This is a genomic window from uncultured Massilia sp. (assembly GCF_913773735.1).
In the GTDB taxonomy this organism is placed as follows: Bacteria; Pseudomonadota; Gammaproteobacteria; order Burkholderiales; family Burkholderiaceae_D; genus Telluria.
Map to the genome: position 1 here is coordinate 42,797 of NZ_CAJYEB010000021.1, position 14,730 is coordinate 57,526.

Consider the following 14,730-nt stretch of genomic DNA (forward strand, 5'->3'; position numbering starts at 1 on the left):
ATGAAAAAGGGCGCCGCGAAGGGCGCCCGGCGGGTGCGTCGTCTTACAGCACGTAGCGCGACAGGTCTTCGTTGACCGCCAGCGCATCCAGGCGGTCGTTGACGTAGGCCGCGTCGATGACCAGGGCCTGGCCCGACTTGTCGCTGGCCGAGTACGAGATTTCCTCGAGCAGCTTTTCCATCACCGTGTACAGGCGGCGCGCGCCGATGTTCTCGGTGCGCTCGTTGACCGAATAGGCGATCTCGGCCAGGCGATGGATGCCTTCGGGCGCGAACTCCAGCGTGACGCCCTCGGTGGCCAGCAGCGCCTCGTACTGCTTGGTGAGGCTGGCGTGGGTCGCCGTCAGGATGCTCTTGAAGTCCTCGATCGACAGCGATTCCAGTTCGACGCGGATCGGGAAGCGGCCCTGCAGTTCCGGGATCAGGTCCGACGGCTTCGACAGGTGGAACGCGCCCGAGGCGATGAACAGGATGTGGTCGGTCTTGATCATGCCGTACTTGGTGTTCACCGTCGTGCCCTCGACCAGCGGCAGCAGGTCGCGCTGCACGCCGGCGCGCGAGACGTCGGCGCCGCCGTGCTCGGAGCGCGAGGCGATCTTGTCGACCTCGTCCAGGAACACGATGCCGTTCTGCTCGACGTTGGCGATGGCCTTCTGCTTCATCTCGTCCTCGTTGACGAGCTTGGCGGCCTCTTCCTCGACCAGCAGCTTCATCGCTTCCTTGACCTTCATCTTGCGCGGCTTCTTGCGGCCCGCGCCGACGCCGGCGAACATCGACTTGATCTGCTCGGTCATCTCTTCCATGCCCGGCGGCGCCATGATTTCCATCTGCGGCGCCGCGTCGGCCACGTCGATCTCGATTTCCTTGTCGTCGAGCGCGCCTTCGCGCAGGCGCTTGCGGAAGGTCTGGCGCGTGGTGTCGCCGCCGTCCTTGGCCTCGGTGTTGCTGACGTTGAAGCCGAAGTCGCGCGCCGGCGGCACCAGGATGTCGATGACGCGGTCCTCGGCCGCATCCTCGGCGCGCTGGCGCACCTTCTTCATTTCGCTGGCGCGGGTCTGCTTGACGCCGATGTCGATCAGGTCGCGGATGATGGTGTCGACGTCGCGGCCGACGTAGCCGACCTCGGTGAACTTGGTCGCCTCGATCTTGATGAAGGGCGCGTCGGCCAGCTTGGCCAGGCGGCGCGCGATCTCGGTCTTGCCGACGCCGGTCGGACCGATCATCAGGATGTTCTTCGGCGTGATCTCGTGGCGCAGCGGTTCCTCGACCTGCTGGCGGCGCCAGCGGTTGCGCAGCGCGATCGCCACGGCGCGCTTGGCCTTGCCCTGGCCGACGACGTGCTTGTCGAGTTCCGAGACGATTTCGGACGGGGTCATGTTCATGATCTTGCTGAGTTGCATTGCTTGCCTTTCGCTGTCGGCGCTCAGTCGAGCGTCTCGATGATGTGCGACATATTCGTATAGATGCACAGTTCGCCGGCGATGGTGAGCGCCTTCTTGACGACGTCGGCGGGTGCCATGTCCGTGTTTTCCTGCAGCGCCTTGGCGGCCGACTGCGCATAGATGCCGCCCGAGCCGATCGCGCCGATGCCGTCTTCCGGTTCGAGCACGTCGCCGTTGCCGGTGATGATCAGGGTCTTTTCGCGGTCGGCCACCAGCAGCATGGCTTCCAGGCGGCGCAGCACGCGGTCGGTGCGCCAGTCCTTGGCCAGTTCGACCGAGGCGCGCAGCAGGTTGCCCTGGTGTTTTTCCAGTTTCGCTTCGAAGCGGTCGAGCAGGGTGAAGGCATCGGCCGTGCCGCCGGCAAAGCCGCACAGCACCTTGTTCTGGTACAGCTTGCGCACCTTGCGCGCCGAGCCCTTCATGACGACGTTGCCCAGGGTGACTTGTCCGTCGCCACCGAGCGCGACCTGGTTGCCGCGCCGGACGCTGACGATCGTCGTGCCGTGAAATTGTTCCATATTTGCCTCGTGGTTGATCTGCCCACCGCAAGTGGGGATGTCGTACGAAATTGCAAGACAACACCGTGTCCGCTGGTCAAGTTTGCCCTGCGCTAGGCGGCCGGCATTCAGTAGCGGTGGGCATGCAGGCGCGCATGCTCGCCCGCGCCCAGCAGGCGCAGCAGCGCGGCCGCCAGGTGGTTCAGGTCGCGCAGTTCGATGCGCCTGGCCGCGCCGTCGTCGCGCTGCGCCAGGTTGCGCAGCCGCGCGGACAGGGCGGTCGCCGCCATGTAGTCGATGCGCGCCAGCCGCGAGCAGTCGAGCACCAGGGCGGCGTGGCGCCCGGCATGGTCGGCGATGGCGGCCAGCAGCGGGCCGGGATCGCCCGCGACGACGGCGGGCATCAGGAACCGGTCGCCGTCGACGCCGGGGGCGGCCGGCAGGTTGCGGGCGGCGCGGCGCGGCGCCTCGAACGACGGCGGCGAGATCTCGAAGGTGAGGCAGTAGTCCATGGCCGTCTCCTCGAAATCCTTTTCGCGGTTGGCCAGCAGCAGCAGTTCGAGCAGCAGCAGCCAGGGCGCCGCGCTGGACGAGCGGTCGCCGATCTGCAGCATCGGACGCAGCAGCGCGACCAGGTGGTCGGCGCCGGCCAGCACCAGTTCGCGGTCGTCCTTGCGCAGGTATTGCAGCGCTTGCAGCAGCAGGGCGCAGCCGTCCGGCGCGACCTGGGCGATCGCGTGGAATTCGATCCGCACCACGGGACTCGGCGACGGCGCCAGCACGCGCGCCAGCGCGGCGCCGGCGCGCGCATCGAGGCGGCCGGACAGCACGGCCGTCGGCGTCGTGCCGGAAAACGCCTTGGCGCCGGCCGCCGTGCCGGCGGCGCCGGCGGCCGGCGGCTGGTAGGGCGGCGGCGAGGTCTCGAAATGGCTGGCGTAGTCGATCGCGACGCTCTCGAAATCGTGCTCGCGTTCCAGCGCCTGGTACAGGTCGAACAGCATCCACCAGGGCTGGCGGTCGGTGCGCCCCGTCGCCGCCAGGCTGGCGCGCAGCGCGTGCTCGGCGTCGGCGAACTGGCCGTTGGCATACAGGATGGCCGCTTCCTCGACCGCCGGCGCGCTGGACGGCGTCGCCAGCGCGTCGGGCACGTCGTCAGGCGCCGGCGCCCCGCCGGCCGGCGCCGGCTGCGGCGCCGCGCCGCCGCCGGCAGTCGCGGCGGGCGTACGCCGGTGGCCGCCCCAGGCATCGTCGTCGAAGATGTCGGAGGTCATTTCCAGTTCGATCTCGTCGATCTTGGCGGCGGTGGCGCGCGCGATCTCGCGCTGGCGCTGGCGTTCGGCTTCCGTGTCGAGGCCGGTGCGGGTGGCGGGACCGGCAAGGACGCTGGCGGGATCGGCAAAGGGGCGTTCTTGCGACCGCGGGGCGGGCGCATCGTTCTGTTTCTTCAGGAAAGAGAAAAGCCCCACGTCATCCTCGTCCAGCAAGTCTCCGGAAACTACCTGTTGCGCGTGCAGCGACCCGCAGCGCCGGTCGAGACAGTAGCATGACGGCGCCAGCGGGGCATGGCGCACTCCTGCTCTGCGTCAAGCAATGCCGGGCCAGTGTTAGTTTAGCCCATAGGAAATTACTGGGGCGTACAAAACCCGGGGAGGGCGCGTTCCGTTTTCCGGCGTCCGAAAAACAAAAAGCATGCGGCGGGTGCCGCATGCTTTCGTGTTGCCGGCGCGTTGCCGGTCAACGTGTGTGGAGTGGGGGGAAACCCGGCGGTCAGTCACCGTAGAGTTTCTGCTTCAGTTCGCGGCGCTGCTGGGCTTCCAGCGACAGCGTCGCGGTGGGGCGGGCGATCAGGCGCGGAATGCCGATCGGCTCGCCGGTTTCCTCGCACCAGCCATACTCGCCGGATTCGATCGACGCCAGCGATTGCTGCACCTTCTTGAGCAGCTTGCGCTCGCGGTCGCGGGTACGCAGTTCGAGTGCGTGCTCTTCCTCGATGGTGGCGCGGTCGGCCGGATCGGGAACGAGTACCGTTTCGCGCAGGTGCTCGGTGGTCTCGCCGGCGTTCTTCAGCAATTCCTTCTCGAGTTCCTGCAGGCGGTTCTTGAAGAACGCCAGTTGCGCCGGGTTCATGTAGTCGTCGTCGCTCATGGCCCGAATTTCTTCTTCCGTCAGAAGGCGTTCTTCGGGCTGTGCCACGGTATTCGGTTTCGTTGTTTTCGTCATGACTTCACTTGCCTTCGATACGACAGAGTTTCCATTTATCAGCTGATCCAGCACCCGCCCGTTCTGGCGGCGCCGGCCGGCTGCCGTAACGGTATGGATTCTTCCATACCTGCCCCGCGTCTTCTGTGCGGACGGGGCGGTTCAGGGCGATTCGAACGGCCGGCGCGGCGGCTAACGCGGCGGTCGTCGAGGCCCTTGCCCGGTGCGCGGCGCGCAACCCTGCGGCACAGGCAGGATTGTCATTGAAGCACACCACAGAACCGGACTAGTTTATACCAAACATTGTTCCAATCCGCGAATAAACACGTCTTTTGGTAAATTTTTACCAATAAACACCATCTTGCTGCCCCGGACCTCGTTTTCCGCCCACTTTGCACCCAGGTCGCTGCCCATGATTTGATGCACGCCTTGGAAGACGACCTTGCGATCCGCGCCCTGCATCAGCAGCACGCCCTTGTAGCGCAACATGTTCGGACCGAAGACTTGCACCATGCTTCCCAGGAATTGGTCCAGGCGCTCGGGGTCGAACGGACGCTCGCTCTTGAACACGAAGGCGGCGATGTCGTCGGTATGGTGGGCGTGGTGGTGGTCATGGCCGTGGCCGCAGGCCGCCGTGTGCTCGTGGTCGTGTTCGCAGGCATGGCCATGCTCGTGGTCATGGTCGTGCCCGTGTTCGTGATCGTGCGCCTCGCCCGTGGACAGGAAGTCCGGATCCAGTTCCAGCTTGTCGTTCAGGTTGAAGCCGCGCAGGTCGAGCACGTCGGCGATGGGCGCGCAGCCGAAGTCCGAGGCGCCGATCGGCGCGCGCGGGTTGATGCGGCGGAGGCGGGCCTTCAGGGCCTCGACGGCGGCGGCGTCCACCAGGTCGGTCTTGGACAGCAGGATCTTGTCGGCGAAGCCGACCTGGCGCTGCGCTTCCTCGTGGCGGTCCAGCTGGTCCATCGCGTGGCGCGCGTCGACGACCGTCACCACCGCGTCGAGCAGGTAGTGGGCGCCGACTTCCTCGTCGACGAAGAAGGTCTGCGCCACCGGACCCGGGTTGGCCAGGCCGGTGGTCTCGATGACCACGCGGTCGAACTGCAGCTCGCCCGCGTCGCGCTTGCGCGCCAGGTTCGTCAGGGCCACGATCAGGTCGCCGCGCACGGTGCAGCAGATGCAGCCGTTGTTCATCTCGACGATCTGCTCGCCGGCGTCCCGCACGAGGATCTCGTTGTCGATGTTTTCCTGGCCGAACTCGTTCTCGATGACGGCGATGCGCAGGCCGTGCTCTTCCTGCAGGATACGGTTGAGCAGCGTGGTTTTGCCGGCGCCGAGGAAGCCGGTCAGGATGGTGCTGGGAATCAATTCCATATGTCGCGATCCAATCAGAATGGGCCCGCTGGGCGCCGGGAAATCGATGGATTATGCCGGAATTTACGAAATGTCACCACCGGACGCGCCGCAATGTGACAAGGCTCAATCCTTGCGTTTCGCGCGGGGATGGGCCTTGTCGTAGACGGCGGCCAGGTGCTGGAAATCCAATGCGGTATAGATCTGGGTGGAGGTGATGCTGGCGTGGCCCAGCAATTCCTGCACGGCGCGCAGGTCGCCCGAGGATTGCAGCAGGTGCGAGGCGAAGGAGTGGCGCAGCACGTGCGGATGCACGTGCACGGGCGCGCCCGCCTTCTGCGCATGCAGTTTCAGGCGCTGCTGCACGACGCGCGGGCTGATGCGGGTGCCGCGCGTGCTCAGGAACAGCGCCTGGCTGCCGTCGCCGGCCGGCGGCCGCACGGCCAGCCAGGCCTCCAGCGCCGCGCATGCCGCACCGCCCACCGGAACGCGGCGCATCTTGTTGCCCTTGCCGGTGACCACGACTTCGCGGGACGGCAGGTCCAGCCAGCCGAGCGAGGCCGCCGCGCCGTCGGCGGCCGCCACGTGGCGCAGGTCCAGGCCGGCCAGTTCGGACACCCGTAGGCCGCTCGAATACAGCAGTTCGAACATGGCGCGGTTGCACAGTTCGGCCGGTTCGAGGTGGGCGCGGGGGCCGCTTTCCATCAGTTGCACGGCATCGTCGACGGCCAGCGCCTTCGGCAGGCGCTTGGCGCGGCGCGGCGCGCGCACGCCGTCGGCGGGATTGGCGGCCAGCGCCACGTGGCGCGCCAGCCAGCCGTAGAAACCGCGCCAGCCGGACAGCTTGCGCGCGATCGACGTGGCCGTCTGGCCTTCGGCATGCAGGCGGGCGGCGAAGCGGCGGATGTCCGCGTGGACCAGGCGCGGCCAGTCGGTGTGGCCGGCCAGGCGGGCCAGTTCGGCCAGGTCGCGACCGTAGGCGGCGACCGTGTGGCGCGACAGCTTGCGCTGGGTGGCCAGTTCGGCGAGGTAGCGGCCGGTCCAGTCGTCGGCCGGCGCGTCCATGGCGGCGGGGGCATCCATGGCCGGGGCGTCCCTGTCAGGCGCGCAGCGGCGCCAGCGCGGTGCTGGCGGTCTCGGCGATGTGGACCAGGAAATCGGTCGCCATCGTCGCGCCGAAGCGCTCCGGGTCGTTCGAGCCCAGCACCAGCAGGCCGAAGGCGCTGCCGCTGGCGCGCAGCGGCAGCAGGGCGGTCGAGCGCACGTCCGCCGCGGCATCGAGCCAGCGCACCGACTCGAAATCGCGGTTGGGACCGCAGTAGGGCGCGCGCAGGCCGCTGGCGAACAGGCGCGCATCGTCGCTGACGCCGCTGGCGAACCAGGCGCCGGCATGTTCCGGGGCCACGTTCCACAGGCGCAGCGTGGCCTGCGGCACGATGAAATGCTTGACCAGGCCGTCGGCCACGGCGGACGGCATCGCGGTCGCATCGTGCGTGCGCAGCAATTGCTGGGTCCAGCCGTGGAAGCGGTTGGCGATCGCCGCGTTTTCCTCGGCATGGCGCACCAGTCCCGTCATGCGCAGTTCCAGCGCATGGTACTTGGCGCGCATGACTTCCATCTGGCGCTCCTGCAGCGAGACGGCGCGTCCGGTAAGCGGACTCGACAGCTTTACTTCCCCCAGCAGGGTGGCATGTTCTTCGAAAAACTGCGGATGGTCGGCCAGGTATTGGGCGACGGCGGCGGAATCCAGTGGAGCGGTCATTGCTGTATTGCGAACACGGCGTCGGGAAAAGAGGGTTCCCCATTTTACCCGAAGCACTGGCTGCCAGCGAAAAACCTGGCCGTTCAGAAACGGTGCCGCACGCCCAGCTGGAAGGCGCGCCCGTCCTCGCCCGGCGCGCGCGTGAAGCCGCCGGGCGCGCCCGCCGTCGCCGGACTGTATTGCGCCTCGTTGTCGTTCCTGATGAAGGAGGCCACCGCATAGAGGCCGGTACGCCTGGACAAGTCGTGGTAGTAGCCGAGCGCGAACAGGGTGGCGTCGCTGTCCGATGCCGTATGGTCGTCCTGGTGCGCGAGCGAGGCCACGATGCGTCCGGCGCCGCGCCGGTACTGCAGGCCGGCCTGCACGCTGGTGGCGTCCTGCTGGCTGTTGATGGCGATGTTGTCGACGAAGACGCCGCGCAGGAAGGCGGCGGTGGCCGCGCCCAGCGGCGCCACGCGCGGCGCGATCAGGCTGTCCCAGCCGGCGACATAGGACGGCAGCAGCGCCGAGTGGCGGTTGCGCTGGCCGTGCCAGCCGGCGAAGACTTTCCATGCCCCCAGGACGTAGGAGCCGCCGACGGTCGTCGTGCGCAGGCTGGGCCTGCCGTCCGGGTCGTAGGCGTGGTTGTGGCCGATGCCGACGTCCCAGCCGGCCGTCTTGTAGGTGAGCGCGGCGCTCCAGAACTTGTCGTACAGGCCCAGGTAGCCGGAGCCCTTGCCGGCGATCATCAGCGCCCCGCCCAGGCCGGATGGCAGCGCGACGCGGTACTGCAGGGCGCGCTGGGAGCGGATGTCGGCCCCCAGTGCCGTGAAGCCGGCCGTGCCGCCGGTGATGCTGCCCCAGGTGCCGCCGGTGCCGACCTCGAAGGCGTCGGCGGCGGCGAACACTTCGTAGCCGGGCGTGTACATCCTTCCCAGCAGGACGGCGCCGAGCGGCGTCACCAGCCCGACCATGGCGGTGCGGTCGAACAGCGCCCGCTCGGGATTCACGGCGGGACCGCCGGGCGGCTGCAGCGCCGCGCGCACGGCGGCCAGGATCGGGGCGGGCAGCGCATCCATGCCGCGCGTGAGGTAGGCGCCCTGGTTCTCGTTGACGAGCGTGGGCACCTGCAGGCCGGTATCGAGCTCGACGCGCGCTTCGAGGTTGAAGATCGCCTTCATGCCGCGGCCCAGTTCCTCGCTGCCCTTGATGCCCAGGCGCGAACCCTCGGCGCCGCCGCTGATGACCTTGGGCGGGGAGCCGCGCTGCCACATGAGGCCGGCGTCGGCGATGCCGTACAGCTGGACGCTGGTCTGGGCCGGCGCGGCGGCGGGAAGCAGGCAGGCGCAGGCGGCAAGCAGGATCTTGTTCATCGGGACTCCGGCGGATGGATGGCGGGATCCGGACGCCGCGCCTGGGCGGGCCGTCCGGGGTATCTACCCGTCCAGCATGGCCGCGCACGGCGGCACGCCGCTTACGCTTTCCCAACGCTGGTGCATCCACGGCCGGTTTCGCGGCGCGGCGCCGGCGCTGCCGCCGGCGCCGTTGCGCGGATCGCACGTGCCGGCCAGGCACGGAAGAACCCACCGGAAAACGACAAGGGCGGACCCGGTTGCCCGGGTCCGCCCTTGCGGATCGCTGGAGCGGGGCCAGGCCCCGCGCCGCAACGATTAGAACGAGTGGTTGATGCCGACGTCGTAGTAGTTGACGGTCGGGGTCGCCGACACGGCGCCGGTACGGACGTTCACGATGTCCTTCTTGCGCGATGCGTCGATGTACAGGTAGGTACGCTTCGACAGGCTGTATTCGTAGCCCAGCGACATCTGCTTGGTCTTGGCCGAGACGTTGTCGGTCTCGCGCTGGCCGTAACCGGCCAGGATCTTGCCCGGACCGACGGCGTAGGTCGCGCCCAGCACCAGGCCCTTGGTTTCCGGACGCAGCGTGTTGGTGTGGCCCTGGTCCTGCTTCGAGTAGGTGGCCATCAGCTTCAGTTCCGGGGTGGCGGCGATCGAGCCGGCAACCGACCAGATCTTGGTTTCGATGCCGTTGCGCTCGTAGGCGATCATCGCGGCGGCCGGACCGTTGTTGTAGGTACCAGCGACCGAGAACGGGTTGGTCGACGCTTGCGAGTTGGCTGCGTACGAGGTCGCACCAGCGCCCAGGCCGGCGATGGCCGGGCCGCCGTTGGCTTCTTTCGATGCCCACGATGCGTTGACCTGGAAGCCGTTCGAGACCGGCGAGTTGTAGAAGATCGCGTTCGAGACACGGTTCGAGTTGGCCGAGCCGGTGCCGTTGCCGTACACGCCATCCAGCGGCGCCGAGGTGAAGCCGGCGACCGAGATGTCGGTATAGAAGCCAGCCTGGTTCGGCAGGCCGTGCCACGGTTCGAACGAACCGACGATTTCCTGGAACGGGGTCAGGCCACGGCCCAGGCGGACCATACCGAAGTCACCCTGCAGGCCGACGCGGCTCTGGCCCTGGAACAGCGGACGGTTGCCGTTGTTCTCGGTGGTGCCGGTGTCCGGGTCGTAGCGCATTTCGATCTGGAACAGTGCTTTCAGGCCATTGCCCAGGTCTTCGGTGCCCTTGAAGCCCAGGGTGTTGGCAGCGCGCTTGCCGATGTTCAGGGTCTGGCCGGTGGCCTTGCTGACGCCAACGTCGATGTTGCCGTAGATCTGAACAGCGGTTTGTGCTTGGGCTACGCCGGCGAATGCGCCGAGCAGAGCGACTGCCAGGAGTGATTTTTTCATCTAGTTGTATCCTTATAAAATGAATCGCAGGAATCCACAGAGCATTGAGATTTTTTTTGGTTTCTGAATGCTCGGATGTGTGAACCTTAAATGCTTAACGCGTCAATCTTGTTCGATTGGTCAATTATGACTGTTTCACTTGGTGGAAAGCCAATAAATCCAATCGTGCTGTTGTTTTTTCGAAACGCGGGCGCGTGTGCACGGTCACAATCTTAAGTTTTGTTTAAGTTGCTGTCATGCATTATTTCACCGCGATGACATCCTGCCGTTTGTGCGAGCGCAAACGCTCCCCGAATCGCAACCGTGCCGCGCCAGCGCGGCCTTAGACTCTGCCCAGCGGTGCGCATGAGCGCCGGAATGGGCGTCAGATGAGCTCATCAGCAGATTTCTGTCCGCTTCTGCGCGCATTTTCTCGATGTCTCTTGTATCCAGATAAAGAACGATGGCAAATCGTGAAGAACTGGCCGTGATACGCGGCGCCCGCGCCGGCCGTGCCGAGTTCCAGCTGGCCCTGGGACGGCTGTACCTGTTCGGCAGCGCCGGCCTGCCGCGCAGCCTGCCGACGGCGTTGCACTGGCTGGACCGCGCCGCCCGGCAAGGCTGTGCCGAGGCCTGGGAACTCATCGGCAACCACATCCCGCTCGACCTGGCGCGCCAGAGCCCCCAGCCGGTGCGGCTGTGGTACGAGCGCGCCTACGACAACGGCCTGCGGCGCGCCGGACTCGTGTATGCCCAGCTGGTGCTGGACACGGACCAGGACGCGTCGGTCGCCGCCGAGCGCGGCAAGGCGCTGCGCGCCCTCGAGGATGCCGCCCATGCCGGCTTCCCGGAAGCGCAGTGGCTGCTGGCGCGCACGCACGGGGCGCCGGCGGCCGCGGAAGGGGGGCGCCCGGCCGCCACCGTCACCGTCCCCGCGGCCAGCCCGGCGGGGCGGCGCTGGCTGCGCGAGGCGGCCGACAGCGGCATGGAGCCGGCGCAGTTCGCCCAGCTGCAGCACGACTGGGACAGCGGCCGGCGCGATGCCTACCTCGCGCGCGCCCTGCCGCTGGCGCGCGCCGTGGCCGGTTCCGAGGCCGCCCACGGCCGCGCCGCCGCGCGGCTGGCGCCGGACGAGGTGCTGCTGCTGTCGCGCTGCGCGCAACTGCTCGCGGCCGACCCGGCCGGGCACGAGGTCGACGCGGCCGAATTGCTGCGCTTCTGGGAACTGGCGGCCGCCGAACAGGACCGCCATGCCCAGTTCGCCCTGGGGCTGTGGAGCGCGCGCATGCGCGTCGACGGCAAGCGCATCCCCGGCGGCGGCGGGGCGGCCAATTTCAAGAAGGCCGTGCGCTGGCTGACGCTGGCCGGGGAACAGGGGCTGGCCGAAGCCTGGTATGCGTTGTCACGCATCTATATCAAGCCAGAATTTTCCCAGCGCAACGTCGCGGAAGCGCAGAAATACCTGGAGCGGGCTGCCGGCATGGGCTATCGCGACGCCCAGCTCGAATGCGGCAATGCGGCCTGGCGGGCGCGCCGCGAAAACGAGAACAACGACGTGCGCGCGCTGTTCTGGCTGCAGCGCGCGGCCGCGCAGGGGTGTCCGCAGGCGGCAGCGGCAGTGCGCAAGATCGCGCCGCGCAGCCCCGGCGCCTGGATGCCGCTGGACACGCTGCTGGCGGGACGCGACTTGTCGGCCCATCCGCTGCTGGCGGCACGCCTGGAACTGGCGCAGGTGTTCGGCCTGAGCCGGGCCGAGGCATTGTTGCTGGACGTGCACGGTGCCGACCGCGGCCACTGCCTCGTGGTCGACATCCGCGCCAGCTACGGCCGCAGCCGGCGCCGCCTGCTGCCGGTCGAGACGGCGCAGGAACGCCAGGTGCTCGACCGCGTGCGCGCGCTGTTCGATGCCATCGATGGCGGTCCGGGCGGGCCCGAAGGGAATTACCGCCAGCGCCTGTACCGGCTGCGCAGCCTGCTGCCCGAGGCCGGCGCGGATGACGCCGACCCCGATTATTCGCTGGCGGCTTGAGGGCGGGGCGCCTGCACGCAGGCTACGCGCTGGCGTGCGCCGCTCTCTAATTAGGAGGGGCGCCTGCCAACAGGACGGGGCGCCCGAAACGGCGGGAGCGGGCGGCGCCGCGCCGTCAGAGATCGATCTCGCCTTCGAACACGGTGTCGGCCGGACCGCGCATCATGACCGGCTGGCCTTCGCCGGCCCAGTCGATGGTGAGTTGGCCGCCGCGCGCCTGCACCCGTACCGGCGCATCCAGCAGGCCGCGGCGGATGCCGGCCACGACGGCCGCGCAGGCGCCGGTGCCGCAGGCCAGGGTTTCGCCGGCGCCGCGCTCGAACACGCGCAGCTTCGCGTTGCGGCGGTCCAGCACCTGCAGGTAGCCGACGTTGACGCGTTTCGGGAAGCGCGGATGGTGCTCGATCTGCGGCCCGGTCTCCGCGACCGGCGCGGTCTCGACGTCGTCGACCACCTGCACGGCGTGCGGATTGCCCATCGAGACCACCGACACCAGCACGGTGTGTTCCTGGCCGCCGGTCCGCACGGTGAGCGGCCACAGCGTGTCGCGGCCTTCGGCCACGCCGTCCAGGCCGGTGGCGTCGAACGGGACGCGGGCCGGTTCGAGGACGGGCGCGCCCATGTCCACCGTCACGCTGCCGTCGTCTTCCAGGCGCGGCGTGATGATGCCGGCCATGGTCTGCACGCGGATGCTGCGCTTGTCCGTCAAGCCCTTGTCGCTGACGAAGCGCACGAACGCGCGCGAGCCGTTGCCGCACTGCTCGACCTCGCCGCCGTCGTTGTTGAAGATGCGGTAGCGGAAATCGCAACCCTCCTCGGTCGGGCGCTCGACGACCAGGATCTGGTCGGCGCCGATGCCGAAGCGGCGGTCGGCCAGGCGGCGCCACTGTTCCGGACCCAGCGCCAGCGGCGCGCGGGTGGCGTCCAGGACGATGAAGTCGTTGCCGGCGCCGTGCATCTTGGTGAACTTGAGTTTCATGGTGTTAGTCCTTATTCGTAGAACGAAGGTTCTCCAGGCGGCCGTGTCTTGAAACGTTTATGCGTCCAGAAATACTCGGAAGGGTGTTCGCGTACGCGATCCTCGATGAAGGCGTTCATCCGGCGCGTGGCGTCGACCATGTCCGTGCCCGGGTAGTTCTCCCATGCGGGATAGAACGTCACGCGGTAGCCCGCGTAGTCCGGCAGGAAGGTGGCCACGACCGGGATCACCTTGGCGCCGGTGGCGGCCGACAGGCGGGCGAGCGCCGTCAGCGTGGCGGCCGGGATGCCGAAGAAGGGGACGAAGGTGGCGTCCTTTTCGCCGAAGTCCATGTCCGGCAGCATGAAGTACGGCAGGCCGTCGCGCAGCGCGCGCAGGATCGGCTTGATGCCGTCGTCGCGGGTGAACAGGCGCACCGGCCCGAAGCGTTCGCGGCCGTAGCGCAGCAGGTCGTCGAAGGCCTTGTTCTTTTGCGGCGAATAGATCGTGGCGACCGGGATCACGCGCGCGGCCACGCCGGCCACGTCGAGGCAGACAAAATGCGGACACAGCAGGATGGTCGGGCCGCTTTCCATCTCGGCCTGGGGCACGCCCGGTTCGACGTGGATCAGGCGGCGCAGGCGCGGGATCGGTGCCCACCAGATCAGCGAGCGTTCCAGGATGCTGCGCGAATAGCCCTGGAAATGGCGCTTGGCGATGGCGACGCGCTCGGCTTCCGACAGTTCCGGCATGCACAGGCGCAGGTTGGTCAGCGCGATCTTGCGGCGCTTGGGGATGGCGTAGTACATCAGGCTGCCGACGGCGGTGCCGATGCGGCCGAGGATGGGCAGTGGCAGCCAGTGCAGCAGCCACAGCAGGGCGATCAGGAATCTCATGCAACGGTCTCGGCTTGCGGTGCGTCAACGCCCTGCGGGCGCTTGTAGCGGTTGTAGCTCCAGAAGTACTGGGCGGGACAAAGCGCGATCAATTGCTCCATCGCGCGGTTGATGCTGGCCGCCTGTTCGGCCTGGGTACCGCCCAGTGTGCCGTCGAAGGGCACGAAGCGGATCGCGTAGCCGCGTCCGCGCGGCAGGCGCTCGGCATATACCAGCAGGATGTCGGCCCGGCCGAGCTGGGCCAGCTTGGCCGGCAGCGTCATCGTGTAGGCGTCGCGGCCGAAGAACGGGGCCCACACGCCTTCGCCTTCCTGCGGCACCTGGTCGGGCAGCACGCCGACCGGCTGGCCGCCCTTGAGCGCCTTGACCAGCATGCGCACGCCGGACAGGTTGGCCGGCGCCAGGTGCATGTGCTGGCGCGCGCGCGCGCCTTCGACCAGCGGCTTCAGGGCGCTCTTGCGCGGCGGACGGTACATGACGGTCAGCTCGACGCGCAGCGACACCTGCTGGGCGGTCAGTTCGAAGCAGCCCAGGTGGGGCGTCAGGAACACGATGCCCTTCTTGCTGTCGAGCTGGCGCTGCACCAGTTCCCAGTTTTCCATCGTGACGTGGCGGGTGACGCGCGCCTGGTCGGCGCACCACACGAAGGGCAGCTCGACGATGGCCTTGCCGGACTCGGCAATGGCGGCGCGCAACTGGCCGGCATGGCCGGCGCGGGCGAGGTTCTCGCGCAGGCGCCGGCGGTAGGACGGCGAGGCGAGATAGACCAGCCAGCCGAGCGCCGCGCCCAGCGCGTGTAGCACGGGAAGCGGGAACATCGACAGGAAGCGGAACAAAAGAACGAGCATTATTGATTCAGGGTAGATGAGTGATGACTTGCTGTGCCAAAA

Annotated in this window: 13 protein-coding genes; 1 reads left to right on the plus strand and 12 read right to left on the minus strand. The window is 68.0% G+C overall.

The features are described from left to right. Positions 1 to 43: 43 nt before the first annotated feature. The 9 genes from hslU to QZ749_RS08730 form a co-directional block, all read right to left on the minus strand. Complete coding sequence (hslU, locus tag QZ749_RS08690) at positions 44 to 1,381, minus strand: ATP-dependent protease ATPase subunit HslU (protein ID WP_296945594.1); 1,338 nt, start codon at positions 1,379 to 1,381, stop codon at positions 44 to 46. Between the two features lie 41 nt (positions 1,382 to 1,422). Beyond that, positions 1,423 to 1,959 (minus strand): ATP-dependent protease subunit HslV, encoded by a 537-nt coding sequence (gene hslV, locus QZ749_RS08695; protein WP_290415257.1) that lies wholly within the window; start codon positions 1,957 to 1,959, stop codon positions 1,423 to 1,425. A 107-nt stretch (positions 1,960 to 2,066) separates the two neighbouring features. Further along, complete coding sequence (locus tag QZ749_RS08700) at positions 2,067 to 3,404, minus strand: hypothetical protein (RefSeq protein WP_296945556.1); 1,338 nt, start codon at positions 3,402 to 3,404, stop codon at positions 2,067 to 2,069. A 301-nt stretch (positions 3,405 to 3,705) separates the two neighbouring features. Beyond that, complete coding sequence (gene dksA / locus QZ749_RS08705; RefSeq protein ID WP_056134490.1) at positions 3,706 to 4,158, minus strand: RNA polymerase-binding protein DksA; 453 nt, start codon at positions 4,156 to 4,158, stop codon at positions 3,706 to 3,708. A gap of 270 nt (positions 4,159 to 4,428) precedes the next feature. Continuing rightward, positions 4,429 to 5,508, minus strand: a complete 1,080-nt coding sequence (locus QZ749_RS08710) for a GTP-binding protein (RefSeq protein ID WP_296945558.1) — start codon at positions 5,506 to 5,508, stop codon at positions 4,429 to 4,431. A 105-nt stretch (positions 5,509 to 5,613) separates the two neighbouring features. Beyond that, positions 5,614 to 6,570 carry a tyrosine recombinase XerC gene (gene xerC / locus QZ749_RS08715; protein WP_373896803.1) on the minus strand — a complete coding sequence of 319 codons (957 nt, stop codon included), beginning with the start codon at positions 6,568 to 6,570 and terminating at the stop codon, positions 5,614 to 5,616. 16 nt (positions 6,571 to 6,586) lie between these two features. Continuing rightward, positions 6,587 to 7,249: a DUF484 family protein gene (locus tag QZ749_RS08720; protein WP_296945560.1), complete on the minus strand. Its 663-nt coding sequence runs from the start codon at positions 7,247 to 7,249 to the stop codon at positions 6,587 to 6,589. A gap of 83 nt (positions 7,250 to 7,332) precedes the next feature. Continuing rightward, positions 7,333 to 8,601 carry a porin gene (locus QZ749_RS08725; RefSeq protein WP_296945561.1) on the minus strand — a complete coding sequence of 423 codons (1,269 nt, stop codon included), beginning with the start codon at positions 8,599 to 8,601 and terminating at the stop codon, positions 7,333 to 7,335. Positions 8,602 to 8,898: 297 nt separating this feature from the next. Further along, positions 8,899 to 9,978: a porin gene (locus QZ749_RS08730; protein ID WP_296945562.1), complete on the minus strand. Its 1,080-nt coding sequence runs from the start codon at positions 9,976 to 9,978 to the stop codon at positions 8,899 to 8,901. Positions 9,979 to 10,420: 442 nt separating this feature from the next. Between QZ749_RS08730 and QZ749_RS08735 the strand changes: the two genes are divergently transcribed. After that, positions 10,421 to 11,986: a hypothetical protein gene (locus QZ749_RS08735; protein WP_296945563.1), complete on the plus strand. Its 1,566-nt coding sequence runs from the start codon at positions 10,421 to 10,423 to the stop codon at positions 11,984 to 11,986. A gap of 115 nt (positions 11,987 to 12,101) precedes the next feature. On the opposite strand, the gene dapF is transcribed toward QZ749_RS08735, so the two are convergent. From dapF to QZ749_RS08750, 3 genes are read right to left on the minus strand one after another with little or no spacing between them, the layout of a single operon-like run. Next, entirely contained in the window at positions 12,102 to 12,965 is an 864-nt protein-coding gene (dapF, locus tag QZ749_RS08740; protein ID WP_296945564.1) for a diaminopimelate epimerase, read from the minus strand. Between the two features lie 11 nt (positions 12,966 to 12,976). Beyond that, positions 12,977 to 13,840: a lipid A biosynthesis acyltransferase gene (locus tag QZ749_RS08745; protein ID WP_296945565.1), complete on the minus strand. Its 864-nt coding sequence runs from the start codon at positions 13,838 to 13,840 to the stop codon at positions 12,977 to 12,979. Continuing rightward, positions 13,837 to 14,691 (minus strand): lysophospholipid acyltransferase family protein, encoded by an 855-nt coding sequence (locus QZ749_RS08750; protein ID WP_373896805.1) that lies wholly within the window; start codon positions 14,689 to 14,691, stop codon positions 13,837 to 13,839. The genes QZ749_RS08745 and QZ749_RS08750 overlap by 4 nt, the downstream gene beginning before the upstream one ends. Positions 14,692 to 14,730 lie beyond the last annotated feature (39 nt).